The organism is Halogeometricum limi, assembly GCF_900115785.1.
Classification (GTDB): Archaea; Halobacteriota; Halobacteria; order Halobacteriales; family Haloferacaceae; genus Halogeometricum; species Halogeometricum limi.
This window is the reverse complement of the sequence record NZ_FOYS01000003.1, coordinates 439,599-463,656: the sequence shown is the minus strand read 5'-3', so window position 1 is coordinate 463,656 and position 24,058 is coordinate 439,599. Positions and strand designations below refer to the sequence as shown.

General features: G+C 59.5%; 17 protein-coding genes. 6 read left to right on the top strand and 11 right to left on the bottom strand.

From position 1 onward, the window contains the following. The first annotated feature begins 33 nt into the window (after positions 1-33). A complete protein-coding gene (locus BM282_RS10975; RefSeq protein ID WP_089880690.1) occupies positions 34-1,344 on the top strand; it encodes an ornithine cyclodeaminase in 1,311 nt (436 codons plus the stop codon). A gap of 27 nt (positions 1,345-1,371) precedes the next feature. Here BM282_RS10975 and BM282_RS10970 read toward each other — a convergent pair whose 3' ends face one another. Next, entirely contained in the window at positions 1,372-1,776 is a 405-nt protein-coding gene (locus tag BM282_RS10970; RefSeq protein WP_089880688.1) for a universal stress protein, read from the bottom strand. 120 nt (positions 1,777-1,896) lie between these two features. Here BM282_RS10970 and BM282_RS10965 point away from each other — a divergent pair, with 120 nt between their 5' ends. The 4 genes from BM282_RS10965 to BM282_RS10950 all read left to right on the top strand — a co-directional run bounded on the left by BM282_RS10965 (position 1,897) and on the right by BM282_RS10950 (position 5,418). Then, the gene (locus BM282_RS10965; protein WP_089880686.1) at positions 1,897-2,919 is read left to right on the top strand and encodes a DUF7490 domain-containing protein; all 1,023 of its coding nucleotides are present in this window, start codon (positions 1,897-1,899) and stop codon (positions 2,917-2,919) included. Further along, positions 2,916-3,251 (top strand): hypothetical protein, encoded by a 336-nt coding sequence (locus BM282_RS10960; protein WP_089880683.1) that lies wholly within the window; start codon positions 2,916-2,918, stop codon positions 3,249-3,251. Before BM282_RS10965 ends, BM282_RS10960 begins: the two co-directional genes overlap by 4 nt. Positions 3,252-3,393: 142 nt before the next feature. Then, positions 3,394-4,089, top strand: a complete 696-nt coding sequence (locus BM282_RS10955) for a phosphoribosylamine-glycine ligase (RefSeq protein WP_089880681.1) — start codon at positions 3,394-3,396, stop codon at positions 4,087-4,089. A 9-nt stretch (positions 4,090-4,098) separates the two neighbouring features. Continuing rightward, a complete protein-coding gene (locus tag BM282_RS10950; protein WP_089880679.1) occupies positions 4,099-5,418 on the top strand; it encodes a phosphoribosylamine--glycine ligase in 1,320 nt (439 codons plus the stop codon). On the opposite strand, the gene BM282_RS10945 is transcribed toward BM282_RS10950, so the two are convergent. From BM282_RS10945 to BM282_RS10900, 10 genes are all read right to left on the bottom strand, one after another. Continuing rightward, positions 5,415-6,515 carry a tyrosine-type recombinase/integrase gene (locus BM282_RS10945; protein ID WP_089880676.1) on the bottom strand — a complete coding sequence of 367 codons (1,101 nt, stop codon included), beginning with the start codon at positions 6,513-6,515 and terminating at the stop codon, positions 5,415-5,417. The genes BM282_RS10950 and BM282_RS10945 overlap by 4 nt on opposite strands. Continuing rightward, positions 6,512-6,967, bottom strand: a complete 456-nt coding sequence (locus BM282_RS10940; protein WP_217642703.1) for a hypothetical protein — start codon at positions 6,965-6,967, stop codon at positions 6,512-6,514. Before BM282_RS10940 ends, BM282_RS10945 begins: the two co-directional genes overlap by 4 nt. Further along, entirely contained in the window at positions 6,967-7,395 is a 429-nt protein-coding gene (locus BM282_RS10935; RefSeq protein ID WP_217642702.1) for a hypothetical protein, read from the bottom strand. The genes BM282_RS10940 and BM282_RS10935 overlap by 1 nt, the downstream gene beginning before the upstream one ends. 72 nt (positions 7,396-7,467) lie before the next feature. Then, positions 7,468-9,789, bottom strand: a complete 2,322-nt coding sequence (locus tag BM282_RS10930; RefSeq protein ID WP_217642701.1) for an Eco57I restriction-modification methylase domain-containing protein — start codon at positions 9,787-9,789, stop codon at positions 7,468-7,470. 200 nt (positions 9,790-9,989) lie between these two features. After that, entirely contained in the window at positions 9,990-10,304 is a 315-nt protein-coding gene (locus BM282_RS10925) for a hypothetical protein (protein ID WP_089880675.1), read from the bottom strand. A 429-nt stretch (positions 10,305-10,733) separates the two neighbouring features. Then, a complete protein-coding gene (locus BM282_RS10920) occupies positions 10,734-14,195 on the bottom strand; it encodes an ATP-dependent helicase (protein ID WP_089880672.1) in 3,462 nt (1,153 codons plus the stop codon). After that, positions 14,192-15,097: a RecB family exonuclease gene (locus BM282_RS10915; protein WP_089880670.1), complete on the bottom strand. Its 906-nt coding sequence runs from the start codon at positions 15,095-15,097 to the stop codon at positions 14,192-14,194. Before BM282_RS10915 ends, BM282_RS10920 begins: the two co-directional genes overlap by 4 nt. Beyond that, a complete protein-coding gene (locus BM282_RS10910; RefSeq protein ID WP_089880667.1) occupies positions 15,094-17,154 on the bottom strand; it encodes a DNA helicase UvrD in 2,061 nt (686 codons plus the stop codon). Before BM282_RS10910 ends, BM282_RS10915 begins: the two co-directional genes overlap by 4 nt. A 5-nt stretch (positions 17,155-17,159) precedes the next feature. Beyond that, positions 17,160-19,280 carry a phospholipase D family protein gene (locus BM282_RS10905; RefSeq protein WP_089880664.1) on the bottom strand — a complete coding sequence of 707 codons (2,121 nt, stop codon included), beginning with the start codon at positions 19,278-19,280 and terminating at the stop codon, positions 17,160-17,162. A 63-nt stretch (positions 19,281-19,343) separates the two neighbouring features. Continuing rightward, on the bottom strand, positions 19,344-22,022 hold the full coding sequence (locus BM282_RS10900) for a Piwi domain-containing protein (protein ID WP_089880661.1): 2,679 nt from the start codon (positions 22,020-22,022) through the stop codon (positions 19,344-19,346). A 258-nt stretch (positions 22,023-22,280) separates the two neighbouring features. Here BM282_RS10900 and BM282_RS10895 point away from each other — a divergent pair, with 258 nt between their 5' ends. Beyond that, a complete protein-coding gene (locus tag BM282_RS10895) occupies positions 22,281-23,957 on the top strand; it encodes an AAA family ATPase (RefSeq protein WP_089880658.1) in 1,677 nt (558 codons plus the stop codon). The last annotated feature ends 101 nt before the right edge of the window (positions 23,958-24,058 follow it).

Genomic DNA, 24,058 nt, shown 5'->3' with positions numbered 1-24,058 from the left:
ACCTTCTTAGGACGCCCGCGCGCACCTTCGACGATGACCGCGACACGAACTGTCGAACTGGAGGGGCACATCATCGACTCGGGGATGATGCAACGAGCGTTCGGACTGGTGATGGACCTCGACGGCGACTTCGAAGTCGAGGAGTTCACCGTCGGCAAGCACAAAGACGAGACGTCGTACTGCCGGATGGCCGTCGTCGCCGACAGCACCGACGACCTGCGAGAGATTCTGCACGAACTCCACCAGATCGGAGCGAACCTCACCGACCCCGTCGACGCGCGGGTCGAACCCGCGCCCGCGGACCAGGTCGTCCCGCACGGGTTCTACTCGACGACGAACCACCCGACGACCGTCCGCTACGACGGGGAGTGGATCGACGTGCACGACATCGAGATGGACTGCGCGATAGTCATCGAGGAGACGGACGATGGCGTCCGCGCGTACACGAAAGTGCTGAACGCCATCGAAGCGGGCGACCTCGTGGTCACCGACGACGCGGGCGTGCGCGTCGACCCCCCCGAACGTCCCCGCGACTCCTCCGGCCCGTTCGGCTTCATGCAGGGCGGCGTCTCCTCGGAACGACCCTCCGAGTCGCTCATCAGACAGGTCGCCGACGCGATGGTCGAGACGAAGGCGAACGGTGGGAAGATACTCGTCGTCGCCGGGCCCGCCCTCATCCACGCCGGGGCGGCCGACGACCTGGCCCGACTCGTCCGCGAGGGCTACGTCGACATGATATCGGCCGGGAACGGCTTCGCCACCCACGACATCGAACGCGGCCTCTACGGCACGTCGCTGGGGATGGACATGGAGACGATGGAACACCCGCGGAAAGGTCACAAACACCACATCTACACCATCAGCGAGGTCATCCGCGCGGGCGGCATCGAGGCCGCCGTCGAGGACGGCCTCGTCCAGAACGGAATCATGTACGAGTGCGTGCAGAACGACGTCCCCTACGTCCTCGCGGGGTCGATTCGCGACGACGGTCCCCTCCCCGACACCATCACCGACGCCGTCGAGGCGCAGAACGCCATCCGTAAGCAGGCCCACGAGGCCGACATGGTGTTGATGCTCTCGACGCTGTTGCACTCCGTCGCCGTCGGCAACTGCCTCCCGTCCACGACGAAAGTCGTCTGCGTGGACATCAACCCCGCGACGGTGACGCAGTTGCTGGACCGTGGCAGTTCGCAGGCTATCGGGATGGTGACCGACATCGGGACGTTCGTCCCGACGCTGGCCGACGAAGTGCTGGAGGGCGAGAGTTCCGTCACCGACGGCGGCGTCGACGACGCGGCCGGTGCGGACGGCACGGCCGGAGCAGACGGCGCGAACGACGCGTAGCGACCCCGCCGCCGACGGCCGACGCTCTCACTCCACCTGTTCGAGGGGGACGACGGCCATCGGAACGTTCGAGTTCAAGAGGAGTTTCTGGGCCGTACTGCCGAAGACGACTTTCGACGTCGGGTTCCGCTTTCTGATTCCGAGGACGAGTTCGTCGGCGTCGACGTCCTCGACGTAGCCGAGGACGTCTTCGACCACCTCGTTGCCCCGGACGAACTGGTGCGTCTCCACCGTCGCGAACCCGCCGAGTCGCGAGGTGACGACGTTCAGCGCGTCCTCGCCGTCGCGCACGTCCTCGCTCGTCGTGTCGTCACCGCCCGGGTGGGAGTTCACGGCGTGGACCGCGTCGTCTTCGGAGAGGCGCGGGAGGAGGTAGTCACAGAGCACGGCGCTCGTGTCGACGTGGTTCGTCGCCAGCACGTACGTTGTCATATCGCACGACGCGTCGGCAGACGACAAAAATCCTCGCTTCCGCGACCGGTTCGGCGAGAGCGGAAACGAGAACGTGTCAGCGGCACAAAACCTATGCCGGATTCTCGTCTCTATCGAGACATGAACCGCGACGCCGCCCTCGCAGGGGCCGCCGTCGGGGTCGTCGTGGTCGCCCTCCTCGGAGTCCTCACGGTCCCCGGTGTCCTCGCAGACCCCACGGAGAACGGGCCGGTTCGCCCCGGGGCCGCGGAACTCCGCGAGACGAGTATCGGGTACGACGAGTCGGCCGTCCGCGGGGAGACGGTCACCCTCGGCGTCGAGACGCGGATTCGACACTGGGGGAACCCGACGGAGAACGTGACGCTCTTCGTCCGTGTCGTCGACGCCGAGTCGGGGCTGGTCGAGACGACGGAGACCGTCGACGTGGGGACGCTCCGCGGCGACGGCGAGACGCCCGTTACGGCGAACGTCACCGTCGAGCGGAGCGGTGGCTACCGCATCGAGACGGTGCTGTTTCGCGACGACGAACGCATCGACGAAGGCGCGAGAACCGTCCGCGGGTTAGAGGCGTTGACGCCGACGTACGCGCGGAGTACCGTCTCGTTCAGCGACCGCGAGGCGCTCCCGCCGCTGGCGTTCTCCGTCGCCGACGCCGGCGAGAACAGGACGACGCTCGAACTGTCGGCGTCGCTGACGAACGCGGGCGACTCGCCCTCCGAGGACCTCTCGGTCACGTTCGTCCTCCGACAGGCGGACTCGAACGTCGTCGCCGCGCGGACGACGACCGACGTGGAGGCGATTCGACCGGGCCGAACCGCGACGACGACGGCGACGGCGACGGTGCCCGCGGAGTACAACTACTACCTCGACGCCGTGCTGATGCGAGACGGCGTCGTCCTCGGAACCGCCCGCACCGCCGCGAACCTCGACCCGACGAAACGTATCTCGGTGAACGAGACCGAAGAGGCAGTCGAGTTCCGCGTGGAGGACTTCGAGTCCGGCGGGGCCGCCGGTCGGACCGCGACGGAAGCGGGAACCGCGTACGCCGCGGAGACGAGCACGTCCCAACCCGGATTCGGCGTCGTCGCCGCGTTCGTCGCCCTCCTCGCGGCCGCGCTACTCGCACGGAGACACCAGCCATGACGACCGAGACAGCAGACGACGAGACGGACGACGCCAACCGCGAACAGACCAGTTCGGACGCGGGCGGCAGCGGTGAGGCCCCCTCGACCGTCCAGCGACTGACGACGGCGTTGAACTACGCCGTTCTCGGCGGACTGCTCCTCCTCGCGGCGGTGTCTGCGGTGCAGTTGTACGCCGCGATTGGACGCACCGTCACGACGTTCGTCGTGCCCGAGTATCGCGCGCCGGTGATGGCGGCGTTCAACCTCGCGGTTCTCCTCGTCGCCGCCCTCGGAATCTCGCTGCAACTACGTCGTCTCACCGGCGATGAGACCGTCGAGACGGGCCGTTGAGGGTATCGTCGCATCTGCAAGTCGTCACTCACTCGACCGTACGGCCTCGTGCGGTCGGACGAGAAATCGGGTGCAGACGCGGCTATCGTTCGCTCGCCACCGGACGTATGTATTTTTGCGCACACGGCTCGTGGCTCCGTCCATGTCCAACTTCTTGTTCGTCTCCATCGACGGACTCATCGGCGATATCGCGTGGCGGGTTCGGGGAGCGGGTCACGACGTCCGGTACTTCATCGAGAACGACGACGAGGCGTCCATCGCCGACGGCTTCGTCGAGAAAGTCGCCGACTGGGAGGCGCACGTCGACTGGGCCGACACCGTCGTCTTCGACGACGTGTTCGGTCACGGAGAGGCCGCAGAGCGGTTGCGAGAGGAGGGCCACCACGTCGTCGGGGGGACGGCGTACACAGACCGGTTGGAGGACGACCGGAGTTTCGGACAGGAGCAACTGCGCGAGGTGGGGGTGAAGACGCTGCCGCACCGCGAGTTCACCGACTTCGGCGACGCCGTCGAATTCGTTCGCGAGAACCCCGCGCCGTACGTCGTGAAACCGAGCGGGACGGTCCAGAACGTGAAGCGACTGGTGTTCGTCGGCGAGGAGGACGACGGGTCGGACGTGATTCGCGTCCTGCAGGCGTACGAACGCTCGTGGGGCGAGAAGATAGAGCGGTTCGAACTCCAGCGTCGTGCCGACGGCGTCGAAGTCGCGGTGGGTGCGTTCTTCGACGGGAGACGGTTCGTCACGCCGGTCTGCGTCAACTTCGAACACCATTTCCGGGATCTATTATATAATTCGCCGCAGAGTGTCGCTACACAAACCGAAATTACCGCTGCTTAAACCTCAACAATGGAATCCAAGCACTTCCTGTTCATTTCCGCCGACGCCGCACTGATCACCGACCTCGCGTGGCAGGTTCACCGCGAGGGCCATGACGTGAAGTACCACATCGAAGCCGAGAGCGACAAGGAGATCGGCGATGGTTTCGTGCCGAAAACGGATGACTGGCGGGCAGATGTTGAGTGGGCTGATGTCATCATTTTCGACGACATCTGGGTTGGCTCGGATGTCGGCACAGGTCAACTTGCGAACGAACTCCGTGAGCAAGGGAAGGCCGTCGTTGGAGGAACGCCGAACACTGACCACCTCGAAGAAGACCGTGGCTACGCGATGGAGATCCTCGAAGATCACGGTGTCAATACCATCGAGCACCACATCTTCCACGACTTCGATGCGGGTATCCAGCATGTCCAGGAGAACCCAGCCCCCTACGTCATCAAACCACTCGGAGAAGTCCAGAACGTCAAACGGCTCCTCTATGTCGGCAACGAAGACGATGGTAGTGACGTTGTTGACGTCTTGAAGGCCTACAAGAAGGCGTGGGGGCATCGGATGAAAGGGTTCCAGTTACAGCGGAAAGTCGAGGGCGTCGAGATCGCTATTTGTGGGTTCTTCAACGGTGAGGAGTTCATTGATCAGGTCAATTTCAATTTTGAGCATAAGAAATTATTCCCAGGAAACATCGGACCATCCACCGGAGAGATGGGAACCTCGATGTTCTGGGCTTCTCAGAACAAATTGTTCCAAGAGACCTTCGGCAAGCTCGAAGGTTGGCTGGCTAACGAAGGCTACGTTGGGAGCATCGACATCAACTGCATCGTGAACGAGAACGGCATTTATCCGTTGGAGTTCACCCCGCGGTTCGGGTACCCGACAATCGCACTCCAGGAAGAGTCTATTGAGTCGTCGACGGGGGAGTTCTTCTACGACCTCGCGCATGGAAATGACCCAGAATTGGAAGTCCACAATGGGTACCAGATCGGCGTCCGCGTCGTCCTGCCACCCTTCCCGTTCGATGACGAGAAGACGTACGATGAGAACTCCCGGAATGCGGCCGTGGTCTTTCAGACTGAGAGTCGGGAGGGAATCCATCTTGAAGACGCGAAGAAGATCGACGGGCAGTGGCGCGCTGCGGGGGATAACGGGATGCCAATCGTCGTGACGGGCAAAGGAGAGACGATGCAGGCGGCGCGTGAGCAGGCGTACGACCGGATCGATGACATCGTGATGCCGAATATGTACTACCGTGACGATATCGGTGAGCGATGGGTCGAGGGGGACGGCGACCGCCTTCTGGCGTGGGGATACCTCGGGCCGTCTGAGAGTTAGACACCGAGTCCGAACTTATACACCTCGTCGAGGTATCGATCTTTGATGTCTTCGTAGTACGTGTGGACGTACGTGGAGAGCGAGTCGTGTTCGTCGCTGTCGTAGCTGCCTTTGTGCCCCGTCATGTACTGGACTTTTTCTTCCTGCCAACCCCGTTCGTTCCGGAAGAAGGTCGAGAACCGGTGCCGGCCAAAGTGGGAGGTGATACTTCGGTATGGGTCGTCCTCGTCAAATTGGTATTCCGGGTGGAAGTGATTTTTCCAGATTTCGTTGACCTTCGAGTTGTTCATCTGGTTGTGACGGGTCGGGGAGAGGAACACCCATGGTTTCCCGTTGTCGGGCCTCACTAGTAGATATTCGATGAGGAGGAGTCGTAGCTCGTCGTCTAACGGGAGCACTCGGGGGACACTCGATTTGTTCAGCTCTCGATCTGGGGGGATGTAGACCGAGTTTGGTCGGTCGCGTACTCGCCTGTGTGTCCCCATCTCATCGTAGTGGTCCCGCAGTTCTTGATGCCGGATATTAATTTCTGACAGCTTGATGTTACACAGTTCGCTTGCGCGGAGACCGAGCTTCAGCTGCGTCACGATGACGGTCCGGTCTCGCCAGTGGTTCACGTCTTGCAGTTTCTCGCGGAGGTCAGGTACTGAGACTCGCGGCGGTTCTTTCGCCTCTTCGGGTGACAGGTACCCTTTCTGCAACTCCTTCTCGAACGGGTTGAACGCGTCGTCGTGTGGGAACGCCGAGTCGGACTGCCAGTATTTGAACACGCTATTCAAATGCCGAATCTTCGGTTTGATCGTGTTGTCCGAATTTTCGCGTTCGTTCCGGAGGTAGGTGATGAACTCGACGACGTGGCGTTCAGCCGGGCATGCTGGGTGCCGATTATGGCGTTCCATAAAGGTCTTCCACTGTCTGATTGGCGTCGTATAGTTGTTGATGGTTCCTTGTGGCGTTGTTTCGTAATCGATGAGATCGTCCAGTGCCGCGTCGAATGGTTTGAGTTCGTGTTCGACGAAGGTCTGCTCTAACTTCGAGAGAGGATCTAAGTCTTTCCCGAAGGCGTCAGCGATCTCTCTTCGTTTTTCGTTTGTCATTTGAATGAATCTCTGTCGAATGACATAACGTAGTCCCAGACTTCACCGCACGCCGGATAGTTGGCCGAAGCCATCAGTACTGGATTATATCTGTGCGGGTACTCGGTGTGCCAAACAAGCCAGTGATAGAACCGCTTAAGGAACAACCAGTACGGCTTGTACGCCCGTTCAAGCTGAACCTCGTCGAGGAGTCCAGCGACGAACGACTCCACGTCTTCCGGCGTTGCCAATGCGTAGTGCCTCCCCGTACTTTCGAGATGGTCGTTCCACCGGTCCTTGACGCGACGTGCCTCCGCACGCTTCCACTTGGAATCAGAATGGATCTCGTTCCACTCCGACCAGACGTCTTGGCCTTCGATGCCGGCGGCAAACGACTCCAGACGGTACTCAGTCGGCACCTCTGAAATCGACTTGTACACTCCTAACCGCTCCTCAATCTTTGTTGAAACCACTACTCTCCACCCTCAGTCGGATAGAATGTCTCCCCATCGCGCTGTACACGTTCACCGTCAAGAACGTCCAATTGACGACTCACCCGTTCGGGAGTCGAATTCATGATGTGCTGGACGATCTCGCTGTACTCGACACCTGGATTGTTTTCGACGTACTCGGCTATCGCTTCTCGTTCTCCTTGGTAGAGCGCGGTTTCTAACTCCCGGACGCGCGTCCGCGTGGTTTCTAATTCCTTACGGAGGTCGTTCCGTTGTTCCCGGAGTTCGTGAACGCCCTCGTCACGTTCGACCGTGGGGGTGAAGTTCTTCATCCCCGCTTCGACCATTCCCTGTACCCATTCGGAGAACGACATATCCATCTTGTTGGCCTCACGCTTCCAGCGCTCCAACTGATCGTCGGTCGGGTACGTCGCAACGTGGTTTGGCATGGAACTATTTTCTAAGAACGACTTCCCCGGCAACAAATATAGGTCTTGTCGACAAAGCGTAATTAGTTGAATTCACAGCACCTGCCGAACCACACTGTTGAGACGATTCAAGACCACCTCACGGTCTCCGCTCTCTCTGGCAGTTTCACGTAGTTCGTCAAACAGTCCTGCGAGAGTCTCTACGAGTGACCCATCGATTGATCTCGGGTCGATAACGGGGAGTGTTTTGAGCGCGCTGATGCTGAGCTTCTCGTAGCCGCCCTGCTGCGTCTGGGTCTGTGTTTGAATCACTTGCTGTCCAATGGGACTATTCAAGTATGCGAGCAACGCTTTCAGTTCAGTTTCGTCGAGGGGCACGTCGTAGAATCCGCGGAAGTTGTGGATGTTCCTCGCTGTCGTCTCGTTGAGCACGAAGGTGAATTCGTCCCTGCCTGCGTCTTGGACCAACACCCGAGGCGAGGCTTGTCGACGGGGGCGATACCAGTAGGGACGGGTTTTGAGTACGTTCGCCCCCGCTGTTCCGCATTTGCGTACGCCGTCCCGCAGATATGACACGGTGCTTGTGACCTCACCGGCGCTGTTCCGTGGCAACGAATCTGCGTCGTAGTGGAATTGCTTATTGAATTCCCACTGTGACTCTCGGACAGCAGGTAGTTCATCGGGGTCTAAGAGCCACACTTCCTCTCCAGCAGTTCGTAAGCTCTCCCAGTCCTCGTCGCGGAAGTCATATCCGTTGACGAGTTTTGGCTGGCGGATGAGCCGGGCGAGGTCTTGCTCGGGGATGCCGTACTCATCAACATCATCCTGGGTCAGGCAGAAGAGGTCTACGTCCCCGGTTGACTTCCCGCGGTGGATGGTAACGAGTTCATCAAGCGGCGTCAGTCCGGATGTATCGACGTCACATGGATTGAACAGCGAAGCCCAATTCCGGTCCGGTGAGAGCGCTTGTTGCTGGACGTGATTGATGAATCCCCAGTCTGTCTCGCCCTCGTCACCATGTTGAACTGCTTCACGAAGCGCACTCGAATCAATAGACTCGTCCACGCGAATGAAGCGCGTGACTCCGTCCGGATCGTCAGTGGTCGCTTCTACGAAGCTGATGAGGGCAGTGACCTGAGCGTCCTCAAAGACCGATTCTCCTTCAGGATCGAATTGCACGAGCGCGTTGAGTGCGAACTCATCCAGCAGGAACTGCTTGAGCTGTGTTCCATACTCAGTCGTGAGGAAGCTATCCGGTGTGAGGTATGCTGCATGGTCACCTGAAGACAAAAACGACCGAGAGTGGTACAGGAAGTACGTATAGAGCGCTGATCGAGCGCTGATGTCAATCCCAGTCGTTTCCTCCAGCCTCGCGTTCATCTGGTCTTTGTATTCTTTGGGCAGCGCATCGCCACTCGTGTAAGGCGGATTGCAGACGATCCCCCCGATGTCACGTTGCAGGTCGTCCGGCTCAAGATTGAGGAAGTCACGTGCGTGTGGTGTATTTGACTGCCCGGAGAGGGTTAACGCGGTAGCACCCATGAGCCGTGAGAGGTAACTGCGATCAACCCCATCGACGTGCGCTGGACCAGTGTTCAGCTCCCAACGTGGATGGTACGGGCTCGACAGGACACCTGCCCCCATCCCCGGATCAAGGAGATGACCCCCATCCCGGCCAGCCCAGGAATGCATCGTCTCTGCGATTTCGGGTGGGGTCCGGAACTGGCCGAGTGACTGTCGGTACTCGTTTGGCGTGAGTGCTGCGTAGATTCGCCCAATGTCTTCAGCTGGTCGGGTGGAGTAGAGCAACCGGTCCCGGTGAGCAACCACGGATGCCAGTTCGTCCCTATCAGCTAGCTCTGCAATGTGATCGAGAACAAACGTATCGAACGCTACGTCATTTGTCCGTTCATGCGCGTTTTGGAACGCTTGTGGTTCTGCATCTGAGAGGGGGTCAACGACGCCGCGACGCTGATACCATTCGTAGAGCACCGCCTTCAAGAGTACACTTAGGACGCCGTGGCGCGCAACAGTTCGCTGTGCCGCACCAGTTGCGAACGAATCGAAAGCATGCAAATCACACCACTTGTCAACTTGCTTGCGAAGTGATGCCGACAGGCCAGTGTCGAACGCAGGAGTGATTGTCCCCGCCGCATTTCGAATATCCTCGGTGAGTTCCTGCGTGACGACGGGAGTGAATGTTTGGGAGACTGAATCCCACTTGTAGTTGAGTCGGTCAAGCACACGGTCGGTGAACCGGTCCTTCACCGCTGGCTTCCACACTTCAAACCCTTCGCTGGCAGCAGTACGGTACAGTTCCCTCTTCGAGAACGGCGACGGAATGTCGTGGCCGTCAGTCGTGAGTTGCCGGATGACGGCGTTGATCTGTTCGTTGTGACGCGCTTCTACTCCCACTGGGGTGACCGGTGAGTGATCTGTCCCGCCGCTCGTAACCAGGGACGGGCTGGGTGTCGACGTATAGGCACGAGCGTTGGAACTCGCTCCTCGACGGTGGAGTCTGTTGACTTCTGGGTCTATCATACACCTCGCTGCGGGAACGATCCACAGTGCGCCGCCACTCAGAGAGGAGTGGATTTCCGAGGCAGCCGCTGGAGCTACGTTTCGATCAGATGATCGAATTCATCGACGACGATCTCACCGTCGATGCTGTGTTCTTCGCACCAGTCCAGCGCTGTTTCCTCGTCGAGAGCTTCGATCTCCGCACCGCCAGTCGTGCCGCCCCCGCTACACGCCTTGGCGTATTTGGTCGCCGCACCGCCCTCACCGTGGAGGAAATACTCCCCGCTTGAGGTCTTGTATAGCGTTTCGATGAGGTAGTAGAAGTCACCTCGATCCCTGTTTGGGGTATGCTGGGCAATTTCTTCGGCTCGGTCCGTGTCGTACAGTTTCCGGTCGATGACGCGTTTCATCGCAAACCGGGAAATTATCTGGTCGTATTAAAGGGTTAGCCCTGAGATACCGTCATTTCTAACGTCACAGCCCGTTAAAAGGCAAAATCCGGACTGACAGCATGCCTGCCCGACTGACAGCACGACCATATCGCCAATAATGTCAATTTATCTGTAACTTCACCCACGGAAAGACAGTGAATCGATCAACACACTGCGCGCACCACCGGGAATCCCTCCTTTCCTCGATGAAATCTTTGTAATGCCACCACACCGCCGAGGATGCGCGGAACTTGGCAGACGACACGAACTCAAAACGACTCAACCAGACCCAACCGAGAGTTGCTTGGACTGTGAACAGAGTACCGAATCAAGCCCGGTGAAAGATTCGGGAAAAACAAGGCCGGAGAGCCGGGACTACCGTCCGTCCAATTCCCCGGTTTCGACTGGTCACTCCTCGAACCCTGGACCGACAGTGAACGAGTCCGGCGCGCAGGCTAGTTGGTTGTGTTGGCACCACTGACAGTGCTCACCAGCAGTGTACCGTCCGAACGAGAACTCGGCAATGCGAGTCATCGACGTCGTCACGTCGTCCCTGACCGCTTGCAGATCACTGCCACTGAACGTTCGCGTTTCAACCTTCGGCCCGATTTCGCCGACGTACGCGTACCCAGCACGCATCACTGGGTCGTCGTACAGGTCACGACATGCTAACAAGTAGATTGGGAGTTGCTTGTCGTCCTCCAAATCGCGGTGGCGTTCGGTCGCCTTGTAGTCAATGACGACCAGCTCATCGTCTGGCGTCCGGTAGACAGCGTCAATGTAGCCGACGAGTTCGTGTCCATCGATGTCGAGTTCGAACTCCCGCTCCGCGTCAACAATCTCGTAGCTGGGAAGATCTAACTCGAAGTACCGGTCGATGCACTGTATCGCCCCTGGGAGCGCGTCCGCAGCGCGGCGGTGACTGGCGAGTCGCTCGCAGATTCCGTACCACTGCTCACGGCGTTCCGCATCTTGCTTTGCGGCTTGCTCTGCAGTGTCGTGGAACAACAACCCGATTTCGCGTTGTGAGACACCGTCCCCAGCACCGCTCGTGCCTATGGTGTCCTGATAGTCAGGGAACGCGTTGACCACGTAGTCCAGGTAGTGACTCCGCGGGCATTCCTCGTAGGCTGCCAGGGAAGTGTAGCTGTGCGAGAGCGACGGTGACGGCGTTGACGGGCCGGTCAGCGACGCAACTTGGAGTGTCCCCCGCTCGGTTCTCGGAGAGAGATCGCCGCTGAGGCTGGCTGTTGCGAGGGCTAACACGCGGTCGCGCGCTGCCTCGACGGTGAGTTCTTCGCCGTCGTGATTGACGGTCCCACCAATGTTCCCGACGGTCCCGCTGGCAAGCGTGTCTGTCCAGTCTACGGCGTTATCCGGGAGGCATTCCAGCACGTCGGTCCAGATCGGGAGTTGTCCTCGCTCTGGCTGCCACGGGATTCGAGATGGCAGTATCTCGTCAACCGCCTCTGAAACCGGGTGTACGTCCGCAGTATCGTCGTCGCCCTCGGTGCCGCCTTGGAGGACGAGGACGTCTTCGGCGCGCGTGATCCCGACGTGGAACACACGACGTGTTTCACGGGCGTCACGCTCGACGAAGTCCTCGGCGAACGCCGCTTCTGCGCCGTCCGAGAGGCTGGTTTCGAGCGCATCGTAGGTTCGTGAGCTCGGTGACCACTCGTCGGCCGTAACTTGCGGGATGAGGACGACCGGGAAGTCCAGGCCCTTACTCTTGTGGACGGTCATCACGTTGACCGCGTCATCGGCAACATCCGGCTGACTCGTCGGGGAAGAACCGCTCTCGTCGAACAGGGAGTCGTAGTGTTCGAGCGAGTCGATGAACTCCGGGGTGAGCGGTGGTTGAACAGTGCTATCTCCGTACTGTTCGATGATGTCCTCCAGCTGGGCGAGGTCCCGGCGTTCCTGCTCGCTGAGATACCACTCGATATTCGTGACGTCTGTGAGCTCGCGGTACAGGTGACTGAGCGACGCTGAATCCCGGATGTCGAGGAGTTCCGTGACGTGCTTACGGGCCTCCGCGACGCGGTCAGGCTCCTCGAACTCGTCGAGCGGTGTCTCGCGGAGCGTGTCCACGAGCGAGTCATCGCCCGCGTTGAGCGTGCGGAGGTCTTTGTCGCACAAACGGTACCGCATCAGGAGGACACGATTCCAACTGACCTCGTCGTCCGGCCGCGCGAGTGCCTTCAGGTAGGCTGTTACGGTACCGACGCCGACGGATTCCGTGGCCAGATCGCCAGCAACCTGGTACGGAATCCCGGCGTCTTCGAATTCCTCGATGACGGGTGTCGCGTGGTCGTTCTTCCGGACGAGTAACGCGATGTCGCCCGGGTCGTACGCCTCATCGAGACTCTCAGCGGCACCGCTCAGCAGATTCTGGACGACGGTGCGAAGCTGGGCAGCACCGTCTGCATCGTCCTCGTCCGGCAGTTCGACGGTAGCGATAGTATCCCCGTCGTACTCGGGTTCGTCGACGCGCTTCAGTGTCTTGTGACGTTCACGGTGGTCGAGTTTCTGGATCGCCTCGTTCGCCAGGTCGAGGATCGGCTGCCGGGAGCGGAAATTCTCCTCTAAGGGTTCGTCAGTGAGTGCCGCGAATGCGCGGTCGAGTTCATCAGTGATGTTGGCGACGTGCGCGCCGCGCCACTCGTAGATCGCCTGATCGTCGTCACCCACGACGAACAGGTTGTCGTCAGTGACGAGTGACGTGACGAGGTCGAACTGCAGGCGGTCGGTGTCCTGAAACTCGTCACAGAACACGTAGTCCCATCGGGCAGCGATTTCTTCACCGACCGGCGACTCCATCAGCGCGGCTGTCTCCACAACGAGGCCGTCGAAGTCGATGAGATTCCGCCCGTCGAGTTCACGCTCGTACGCGGCGTATCCGGCCGTCAGGTCACGGGCCGTGAGACAGTCCGAGAGGAACGAGTCGAGATGATCCGTGAGTTCGAGGTCGAGACTATCCGGGATGCCCTTCGGCGCACCGCTCGCGTACCCGCCGAGTAGGTACTTCGGGAGCTTGTACGCGTTGTCCGGCAGCTCTCGCTCGCCTGCCTCGTGGGCTTCGAACGCCGCTTCCAGCGCATCGCAAAGATCCACCAAGCGGTCGAGGAAGTCGCGTGCACTGGCCTCCATTCCGTCCGTCCCCAGCGCGTCACGTTCCTCAACGAGGTCGGCACGCACGTCTGGAAGCGAGTTCAGTACGCTCGACACGGACCGGCCGCCCAGATGATCGCTTGCAATCGCCTCGACACGCTCCGAAAGGTCAGCGAGTTCGTAGACGCGGTCCGCAGAGCCGAGGAAGGCGTCGATGTCGTCGGGCGTGATGCCGCTGCGCTTCATCGACCCGATGAAGTTGAGCAACTTCGATGCGGCTCCTGACGCGTACCCGTCGCCCCCGTACACGTTGGGTTTCACCGACCGGTACTTGATGTCGTCCAGGACGTCCAGTACGATGGCGTACTTTTCGGCGTCCGTGGCAACCTCGAAGTCCGGATCGATTCCGGCGTCGTACGCGTAGTCGGTGAGAATCTCGTTACAGATCGAGTGGTACGTGTACGCGTCGATGTCGTACCCGGCCGCGCCGAGCTTTGCGTTGAGTTTCTCACGCATCGAGTCCGCAGCGTTGTTCGTGAACGTCAACGCAAGAATCCGGTCCGGGGACACGTTCTCCTCGTCGATGAGGTGCTCCACCTTCCGGACCATCGTGAACGTCTTCCCCGTCCCTGCTCCAGCGAGCACCCGCATCGGGTACGCGTCGGCGTCGATGATCGTCTCTTGCTGGGGCTCCGGTGACACATCTTCCTCCGGAACCGGGAACCAAGACGGGTAGGCGTCACTGTCACCGCTCATCGTCGCACCTCCGTCGACAGCCGGTCAGCACACATCTCTCGATAGTCACAGTCCGGGCACGCTTTCTCGCTGATGAGCTCAAACGGTTCCGGTCCGTAGTTCTCGCCCGTAATGCCGTCGTGTGCGGCGCGAATGAGCGCCCATATCGTGTCATAGTGGTCTTCGTAGATCTCAGTGGTTTCCCGCCCCCATCCACGTGCAGATACGTCGTAGCCGTCAGCCGTGCTCTCGAACGACGTGCTATTGAGGAGGCCGTAGAAACTGAACCGGACCTCCATTCCGTCCTCGTAGAACGGTTCGTTCTTCACGCCCTCGATGTACGCCGCTGTCTGGAACGCGTTCCGCACGCGCTTCGGCTCGTGCGCCTCCCCGTCGAGGTGGTCGCCAAGGTATTCGGCTGTCCCGTCGGAGAGCATTCCGTGTGTTTTCCGTTTGTAGTCGAAGATGTGGAGGCCGTCGTCCGTTCGGATGACGTTGTCTGCTTTCCCGTGAAGCCCCCGCCCGTCTACCTCGCACTCTACCCAGCACTCGGTGGCGATTGAGCGGCGGGCGTGGTCGATACCGACGCCGCCATCGGGAGCGAAGAACGACTCGATGGCAGCCCGATTCTCAGCACGCTGGTACTCTTGATGCGCAGCAGATTCGTAGTCGTCCGGAGTACTGTGTTCGCCCCATTTCGCATCGAAGATCCGCATCGCCCGCTCGTGAATCACCTCCGGAGCGTCGCCACGGTTGGTCGCCTCACACACGTCCTCAATAGTCTCGTGGTAGATCGTCCCTTGGTTGAGGTAGAGTTCGGTGCGATCCGGCGCGTTCACGTCCTGTACGTACCGATAATCGTACAGCCGCGGGCACGTCGCGTAGTTCGCCAGCCGCGACGGTGAGAGCGACTCTTGGCTCATCGTCGCACCTCCCCGGTAGCAAACTCGACACGTGCACGCAACGCCTTCCGGAGCTCCTCGCCACGCGTACCGCTCTTGTCGAGCAGGTCCTGAATCTCGCCGAGTTCCGCTTCTACCTCGTCGAGCGACACCGTCACGTCCTGACTGTTCGCGCGGCGCACCGCGGCGAGCGCGTCGTCAACCCGCGATAACAGGAAATCCTCCGCCGCTTGCTCGCTCGTGATGTGTGGATCGTCGGATTCAGTGACCCACGGCAGGGTGTCGTACGCGTCTGTGAGGAACCGCGATGCCTGCGCACGCTCTTCCAGTGCGGTGTCCTCGTACTCGTAGAGACAACAGTACAGGTGCTCGTCAGCAGCGCCAGCCCCAATCGCCAGGCGTCGCCGGGCGTGCTCCGTGTGATACCGAGCGAACGGCCGACTCGACGCCGTGGACAGCGTCGGGAACGTCGCATCCACGTCCGGCTCGTCGAGGTCCGTGACACCAGGGTAGTCCCGCATCGATGCGACCCGCTCGGTCGGGAACAATCGAGTCAGGAACGGGTCACCAGGGTACTCACTATCGACGAGATTCACGAGAAACACCGCGCGGAACGACTCGTTCTTGATCGCCTGCAGGTGGTCCACGCGAACACCGCCGTCAAGGTTCGTTGCACTGGTCTGGTTTTGTTGCGGTGCGTACTCGTGGGCGCGTTCGAGCATCTCCTCGAAGGACCTCCACGTCGCATCCACAAACTCAGTCTCTTCGAGAAACGCGGTCATCCGGAACGCCCGCTTGACATTTCCGAACTGTGCCCGTGCGTTCAGCGGGGTCGCGCGCTCCGCAATCCGCTCTTTCAACCCTGCGTCTGTCGCCCACCAGCGAATCCCATCTTCGAGGCTGTCCATCTCCCGGACGCGGTCTAAGCGCTCCGTATCAAGATCCGGGCCGTGTTCAGGCAGCTCGTCCTTGTCGTCGGCAGCGAGATACCGCACGGCAGCGAGGAGTTCCCGGATCGCAGGATCGTCTCCGAAACCAGTGACTGTTGTCGATTCCGTCGGGATGCCGGCACGCTCGAACGCCTCAATTGCGTCCGTAACCGAACTCCCACTTTGTTTCGTGGCGACAGCGATGTCGTCGTAGTTCCAATCCGGCTGCGCGACGAGTTCCTCAATCTCGTTTGCAATCTCGGCGAGTTGTTCGTCACTGGAGTCTGCAGCGAGGACGGACACCGATCCCGTTTCTGGGTCTGCCGGGACCGTTTCTTTGGCAAAATACGTTGCTGTGGCAGCTGGTCGCGTTGACGGCGTCTCTGACGCCCCGCGGCGAGCCTCGCTGAACGTGACATAGTCCGTAACGGGCCCTGTTTCGACCCACGTGCGGCGCACACTCGCATTCTTTTCGGCGATACAGACGAGCTCACAGTCCCCTGCGAGCGCGTCGAGATACGCGCGGTCGAGCGGAAAGAACTCCTCAAACTCGACTGCGAGCACCGCCTCGAAATCGACGACGTCGTCACGGGCATCCCCGGTGAGGACATCGAGTGCTTCCGAGATGAGTTGGCCGCGTTCCATGTGGCCGTACTCGGCCAGCCACTCGTGGAACGCGTCGAGCGCAGCCGTTATATCACGGAGTTCCGGGGTTTCCTCGGGCATGACCGTCTGCCAGGAGATCGTTCCCATCACGGCGTCCACATCTTCAATGAACGAAGGTTGTTCAGACGCTCGCTGGAGGTACTCTGTGTCCCACTCGTAGTCGGCGAGGAATCGGTGGAGGAGTTCTCGGCGTAGCGCGTCGGAGAGAATGACTCGGTCATCGGTCTGATTGAGGACATCGGTCGCGTGCACGACGAGCGACGTCACGTACGGTGTCGCCGCACCCGGAAGTTCCTCACCTAACGTCTCCCGGAACGTGTCCGTACTCGTCGGCGCACCCGTGATGACGAGCACATCCTCAGAATCGTACTCGTTGAGTAGCGTTCGGTATTCGTCCCGGGCTGTCCGCTCGACGTTTTCGCCCCCGAACGGTGCCGTGACTAGCGTCCCGTCGAATCGCCGGTGAGATGAGTGGTCAGACATGGTTGTTACCCTCGGACGAGCCGCGTGACCCGAGACAGAACACCGGTGTTGTCAGCCGCCGTTTCGGTGTCGCGTCGTGCATCTTCGATGATACTGGGCTCATCTATCCAATTCTTGAATCTGTTTGCGCTTTCAAACTGGACTGCCGGCCCGTAAATACTCGCCCGAATATGGGCTGGCGTAGCCTTCTGGAACTGCCAACACTGCTGCTGGTCCAGGTTCGCTGAGAAATCAGCGATAACACGCCCGTCGTCCTTGAAATCGAGTTCACACAGCCCGTCGGACAGCGCGCTGATCCACTTCCGTCGTCCTGGGTCGTGTTCCTGTTCGGCGGGTTTCTTCAGCGGCACGTACTCCGGCGGTTCCTTCTCGGCATACGCGTACAGCTCCGCGAACACGTCCCGAGCATCCGCGAGCCGATCCGACTGGTCTGGCAGCGAGATATCCCGCTGCAAGAACAGGTGGGCGAACCACGGGAATAGATTACAGCTGTCCGCCTGGCCAGCGATTTGCGCGGCGGCTTCCCGTTCGTCCTTCTCCAGTTCGGAGAAGTTGACGTTGAAATCCAACGTTTTCATGCGGGTCCGAAGTTCGGATTTCGGTTTCGTCGAGTCGTTCGAGGAGAAGATGAACGTCGGCATCTGGATGGAGCCGTCCCACTTCCCCTCCCAGTACGATTTGATGATGTCCCGGTCAATCTTCGACTTCGCCACGTCGTCAACGATGTACGGGAAAACAGTGTCCGACGCACGAGCACGCTCGATGTTGTTTTTGATGAAGTCGTCGCCGGTCGTGACTTCCTGTACGTACCCGTTCGAGATGAGTCGCGCCCCGAATCGGAGGAACATGCCTTTCCCGCTGTCGTTGTCGCCGTGAAGGAACAGGAACGGTAGATCCTTGTCGAGCTCTGCGGATTCGTATTCCGCGTAGTGATGGGCGCAGTAGTTTGCGAACGGAGCCCAGCAGAAGTAGATAACTCCCTCGTAGAAGTGTGCCCGCGTTTCCTTCGTCGTTCGCGTTTCACCGAACTCACCGACCGTTTCGACGTACTGCTCGATCAGGTCGAGCGCGTCAGCGACTTCCTGCGGATCATCCGGGAGGGGAGCCGTTAATTCGAGGACGGAGTCATCAACTCGCAGCCCGACTGTGTTCTCGTCCTTGTCGACGTTGAGGTCGGGGTATCCGGTGAAGGTCTCTTTGTACCGTGCGATACCGGCCGGTGTCGCTACGATTTCACCGTCGTTGATACGGATGTTATTGGCGGACAGCGTATCGTCCAGATTCGAGATGGCGTCTTCGAGACCCTGCGGGGAGAGGCGTACACGTTTGTCCGGACTAATCTCTGTTGGGTCGGTGTCCGTATCTTCGGCGGCGAACACCGCCTTTTCTGCTTCTTCGGCATCGGTGACGACGTTGTACGTGTTGACTTGGTCGTCGTCAACCGCTTCGTCGAGTCGGGCGTTCAGCTCGGCGACCGGGTCGTCACTGAACTCGTCCCCGCCCAGCCAGATGTCGTAGATCTTCGCCTCTTCTTCTGCCGTTTCGGCGTCTTCGATCTCCTCCGTGAGGTCCTCCATGAACGGCGTCGCGTAGTCCTTGTGGAACGCGTAGAGCCGTTCGAACCACTCGTCGACGGGCGTGTCCCCGTCGGTACGCCAGGCCATGTTGACGTTGGTTTGTTTGCTCCCCTGCCATGCCTGCTTCGAGAGGTTCGCCGACCCACAGATGAGTGTGCGAGACCCGTCCTGATTCTCGACGATGTAGAGCTTCGTGTGGAGGAGGACGCGCGCAGAATCGACGGTGTGGATGCGGAGATCACCGTCTCGTCGCAGTGACTCCAGTTGCGCGGCGATTTTCTTCGCGTTGTTCGTGTTCTTCAGCGACCGCCGGTAGTCGTCGTGCTGGTTGTCCCCGACGATGACTTCCAATGAGTCCACTGCGAGGTCCCGGTTCTGAAACATCTTGTAGATGAACGCCGGGGACTGACTGTACGTGACGCAGTAGACGTGCTGGGCGTCACCGAAGTAGTTCAGGAAACTGTCCCATGATTTGTCGGCAGCCATCTCCAGTTCAGCGGTGCTGCCATCATCGAACTCAACTGTTGCTTGGAATTCCGTCTTGGTCATGCGAGGGTTACCGGTGTGGCGATGAGTGCGTGAGTGGTTGCGTGTGGCAGTACTGGCGCATGGTCAGATGTATGGGACACCGCGGATGACGCTACCCTTGGTGAGGTAGCCCTTCATGGCGAAGTCGGCGCATTTGTCGGCGTAGTACGTGGTGATTGGAAGCCGGGTGGACCGGCTCAGCGACCCTACGTGTGCCTCCGACAGCCAGTAGGTTTGCTCCGCGAGCGTGTCGAGATCTGTCGATCCGTGGCGTTTCACGATCTGTAGCGGCCGCGGCGTGCCAGGACTACCCTCCTTCCCGCCGGTCGTGGTCAGGTAGGAGTGGTTGCCGTTGTGGACGTGGAAGGCGACGCCTTTGTCCGCGATATCGAACCGTGATTTCGATTCGTCGTACTCGGCGATGCGGGGGTTCCCGGATTTTCGAATCTCGACGAGGTCGAACCGCTGGATGAGATCCCTAGCCTTGTCGAGACGCTTGATCAGGCTCTCGATGTCGAGGTAGAATTTCCCGTCACGATGGATGACTACGTGCCGCGGTGGTCGGCCTTCCTCTTCGGCGAAGATTTCTAGAATGTGCTTGATGACGTTCGCTACGTCGTCCTCGTCGAACGTCTCGCCAGCTTGCTTCGTGACGGCCTCGGACGCGAGGATGGTTCCGTCGGCCATGATGACGTTCGCGGCCGCGCCGAGGTGTTGCTTTGTCGCGTGGTCGTAGGTCACGTCGAGGCCGACGAACGCGTCAACGTCCCCTGGGACGTCGTCGATCCGCCATGGCACGCCACCCGCTTTCCCGATTAGAGACGAGCTGATGTTCCCGAGATAGCTGTCGTTGCCGAGATTGTCGATGGTGATCATCTGACTCGGCACCCCGAGTTGTCCAAGTCGGCGCTTAAACTCGGGATACGGGTCGTCGTAGTCTGCTGCCGCGGCTTTGTCCTTAGCAGGGACGACGATTAGCGCCGCGTCGTAGTCGCTCGTCTTCTGTGCATGCTGGGAGTAGTGGAACTCCGAACCCAGTTCGTAGGTCTCCTGGTCGAACTTCGTCGGCTTTCCGTCGTAGTCCGCGAGCTTGCCGAGAATTGAAAGGACGTACGGTCGTGCTGCGGCTTGTTCGCTGTCCGGATACAGCGCGATGATGTCGAACGACTCTGGAGCCTTGTACACGCCGTAGCCCTTCCGTTCCAGCCCGCCAGCTCCGTAGTACCCTGTTCGACCATCACCGAACCGCAGGTTCGGGATATTCGGTGTCTTGTGTTCTCGGTACCCAGCGTTTGTTGGCTGCGGGACCGGGTCGAAGCCGAAGTACGGCGTCGGGCCGAGCAGGTCGACGAACGACGTGACGACGTTGAACCGCTCCTCGGGTTTCATCCGGCTCTCGTTGTGGATGACGTTCAGGAACGTTTCATCGACGCGGCCCAACTGGTCGAACGTCGGGATGACCTTACAGTACTCCAGGAGCTGCGGGAAGATCGAATCCTCGCCGCTCCCGTACTTTAGGTTAGCAATGACTGGATCCCCGGCCCGCATCGAGTCGATGACGTCCTGTTCGACGTGTTTCTCGTGGTACTCCGACATCGGGACGCCTGGCCCGTCCAGCATATCATCGTAGTCCATGTCGATGATCTCCGTGACCGTCGCCGTGCGCGCACTGTCGTACAGGTCCGTGTCGTGCTCGACGGTCACACCGGCGATGTCGTATCCGCGTTGCACCCAGTCGGCAGCGGAGAACGTCGATTCGAGATGGTATGCGACGTTTACACCGCAAATCACGGTCCCGTCAGCATCGACGCGAATCCGGCACTTGTACTTCCGATAGGCTTCGAACAACCCGCTGTTCGCGGTCCGCTGCGGGGTGGGCTCGATGATCGAGTCGATCCCGGACACCTCGAAGCGACCAGTAACGGCTCGTTTCACGTCTTGCTTGACGAACTCCTGAAGCGGGCCGTCGTTCGTGTACGAGCGCGCTTCCAGCGTCTTCTCGCCCTGATGGACCGGCTTGACAGTGTACCCGTGAATCGAGATCGTACCGTGGAGCTTCTCGGTCGCGTAGATACGCCGACGGGACGCGTCAGCCGTCGTCACGGGACTCTGGATTCGTGACTGGTAGTAGTTCGCCGCTTTCGCCGTGAACCCCTCAATCCCGTTCGTGAAATCATCAGGGTCGATTCCGCCGCTCCCGGTCGCCCGGAGTTCGTACTCGTGAACCGGTAGCTCCGGCAACGACCCGAGTTCGAACTGCAGCAAGTAGTTCCCGTCCGAGAGCGGCTGTTGATGCAGGAGCTCGCCGCCACCATCAGCCGTCGGCCGCGAACTACCATCGACCTCGCTTCCGCGAACGAACTCTTCGTCACTGGGTTCATCCGATGCCGACGCGGCAGCACCACTCTCCCCTGACTGGTCGACTGGCTTTTCCGAGAGTTCACTACCGGTCGAATTATTGCTCCTGGCAGCGGCCGGAGGGTCGTCTAGTAGCGTGACGGTAAGGTCGTACCCCGGGTTGAGTTGCATCTCGCCCCGAAACTCGTTCCCGACGACGTTCTCTAGGAGACACCACTCCCCGATCTGCCATTCGAAGTCCGCGACGTCGTTGTTGTGAAACACTGTCAGATCTACCGCCGCGCCGTCGATGTCCTCCAGCTGGATTTTCCGAGCGATGGCATCATGCTCCCACTCGTCAATCCCCGTGACGCGCAGCTCGATGTCGATCTCTTCCCCATCCTCGATATCGGCCTTGACTGCCATCTACGCCGACCAACGTACGCTCAGAATAAATAAGTTTTCACTAGGAGAATTTCAAACACGATAAATCAGATTTAGATTCAACTCACTCTAAGAAAGCATCTCTTCCCCACAAATGAGGCATTCATGAGGAAGTACCGAACGACACCGAGCGTCGGAAATTTGCCAATCATAGCCCGATAGACAGCAAGACGTCAGTATACTCTGAATAGGGACATCGAGATGCGTGAATATTTGTACTAGCCCCTAGTAATCGTCTCTATGCTTGGGACAGGGAGTGCAGAAGAGTTCATCGACGACGCCGAGCAGCATAACCAGTGGTGGGGTGACGGTACCTCTCCAGAACTATCGCAAGCCACAGACCTTACCCCCCGATCTGATTTCCACCGCGTTCTCAAAACGGCGAACACCCACTACACTGACGGCGTCGACAGCCTCGTCTACGCAATTCACGGCCAGACCGGCATCGGCAAAACTACTCTTCTCCACCAACTCGTCGCAGCGCTCCTCAACACGACAGACTTCCCGAACCAAAACACAGAACTCGAACTCACCTCCGCAATCGGACCGCGACAAATACTCTACATCCCCTTAGAGGACTCCCTATACCAACTCGAACGCGAAGGCGACGACATCAAACGCCTCAACCAGGTCATCGACTACTTCCAGACGCACGTCGCACCTCGTCAAGGACAAAAGTTCATCCTGCTCGACGATGTCCAAGCCCTTGACCTCGACGAGGATCGGAAAGCACAGCTACTCGACGCCGTCGACGAGGATACGTACCTAATCCTGACCGGCATCGTCGCATCTCAAGTCGATCTCTCCGCTACAGAATCCGCCGACATCATCGAAGAATTCGAATTATGGCCGATTCTCCCGATGAAATTCATCGACACCGTTCAAATCGGCGAGGGACTCGGCGTCGATTTCGATGACGAATTCCGAACCAGACTCGAACAGTACCAATCACCCGACTTAGACGGACCCTCGCCGATCAAGACGATTCGAACGGGGCTCTCCGGAAGAGATTCCGAAACCAGTCTCGACACTGCAGTTGAGACACTTTCAGAACTCTGCTTCGACATTTTCGACGCGGACGACCGCGACAACCTACACGACGCCGCGCGCGCATACCTGCGCACAGGCGGCACTCTCCACCAGACAGACGACCCAACGATCCGAAACGAACTCTCCAAATCACACTTCCTCCTCTTCCTCTACAAAGAGCTCGCCAAGTACCGATCCATCCAACAACCCGAAAATCTCCACCGGCTCAGTTCCATCGCAGCAACTAACGCCGGTGAGGAACTCAAGTACACAGCCCTAAGTGACCAGATCGGTGTCGACAGACGAACCGTTGATAGCTATCTCGACGTGCTTGACGAAGGGATCGCCGTCACCGAATCTCAGGACTACTCCCTGCGACGCTACCGCCGCACCCGATTGTACCTTCGCAACCCACGCCACCTCGTCCTCCTCTCCCAACGACAGGAACACCACGGCTTCGAAGGCTACGAACAGCAAGACACGCTCAACCACGAGTTCGAGTACAAACTCGCCCGCACTGTCGCCTTCGACCACGCCAAACGCCTCGCATACACCGTCGGAGCATACGATGTCGAATACACAGAAACCGAATCCGGCCTCGTTGACTACATCCTTCACCGCAACGGAAACCTTCTCCCCTTCATCCTCTCGTACCACCCGCACACTGGCAATGCCGAAACAATCGCCGAAGACTTTGATCCCGACTCCGGCCAACATACCCAATCCGACAGCGAAGATCTCCGAGAATTAGACTACCAAGCGCCGTACCGGTTCGTCATCACCGACAGTCTCCCAAAGAGCGTCGCCGAAAGCGAGTCACTCGTTACTCAGAGAGGCGAAACAAGAATCTGTTATCTTCCATTCTGGCTGTTTCTCCTGATTTGCTAAGCAGATCTCAGGATTATTGAATTCGGGGAGTTCTGATCTTGTGCCATTCTCCCAGCATCACTTCCCCTAGGGTATATATCTCTGACTCGACACCAGTGTGT

What these genes read in the sequence shown, in the direction of transcription:
- BM282_RS10975 (WP_089880690.1), top strand. Translation starts at nt 34, where the DNA reads ATGACCGCGACACGAACTGTCGAACTGGAGGGGCACATCATCGACTCG.
- BM282_RS10970 (WP_089880688.1), bottom strand. Translation starts at nt 1,776, where the DNA reads ATGACAACGTACGTGCTGGCGACGAACCACGTCGACACGAGCGCCGTG.
- BM282_RS10965 (WP_089880686.1), top strand. Translation starts at nt 1,897, where the DNA reads ATGAACCGCGACGCCGCCCTCGCAGGGGCCGCCGTCGGGGTCGTCGTG.
- BM282_RS10960 (WP_089880683.1), top strand. Translation starts at nt 2,916, where the DNA reads ATGACGACCGAGACAGCAGACGACGAGACGGACGACGCCAACCGCGAA.
- BM282_RS10955 (WP_089880681.1), top strand. Translation starts at nt 3,394, where the DNA reads ATGTCCAACTTCTTGTTCGTCTCCATCGACGGACTCATCGGCGATATC.
- BM282_RS10950 (WP_089880679.1), top strand. Translation starts at nt 4,099, where the DNA reads ATGGAATCCAAGCACTTCCTGTTCATTTCCGCCGACGCCGCACTGATC.
- BM282_RS10945 (WP_089880676.1), bottom strand. Translation starts at nt 6,515, where the DNA reads ATGACAAACGAAAAACGAAGAGAGATCGCTGACGCCTTCGGGAAAGAC.
- BM282_RS10935 (WP_217642702.1), bottom strand. Translation starts at nt 7,395, where the DNA reads ATGCCAAACCACGTTGCGACGTACCCGACCGACGATCAGTTGGAGCGC.
- BM282_RS10925 (WP_089880675.1), bottom strand. Translation starts at nt 10,304, where the DNA reads ATGAAACGCGTCATCGACCGGAAACTGTACGACACGGACCGAGCCGAA.
- BM282_RS10920 (WP_089880672.1), bottom strand. Translation starts at nt 14,195, where the DNA reads ATGAGCGGTGACAGTGACGCCTACCCGTCTTGGTTCCCGGTTCCGGAG.
- BM282_RS10915 (WP_089880670.1), bottom strand. Translation starts at nt 15,097, where the DNA reads ATGAGCCAAGAGTCGCTCTCACCGTCGCGGCTGGCGAACTACGCGACG.
- BM282_RS10910 (WP_089880667.1), bottom strand. Translation starts at nt 17,154, where the DNA reads ATGTCTGACCACTCATCTCACCGGCGATTCGACGGGACGCTAGTCACG.
- BM282_RS10905 (WP_089880664.1), bottom strand. Translation starts at nt 19,280, where the DNA reads ATGACCAAGACGGAATTCCAAGCAACAGTTGAGTTCGATGATGGCAGC.
- BM282_RS10900 (WP_089880661.1), bottom strand. Translation starts at nt 22,022, where the DNA reads ATGGCAGTCAAGGCCGATATCGAGGATGGGGAAGAGATCGACATCGAG.
- BM282_RS10895 (WP_089880658.1), top strand. Translation starts at nt 22,281, where the DNA reads ATGCTTGGGACAGGGAGTGCAGAAGAGTTCATCGACGACGCCGAGCAG.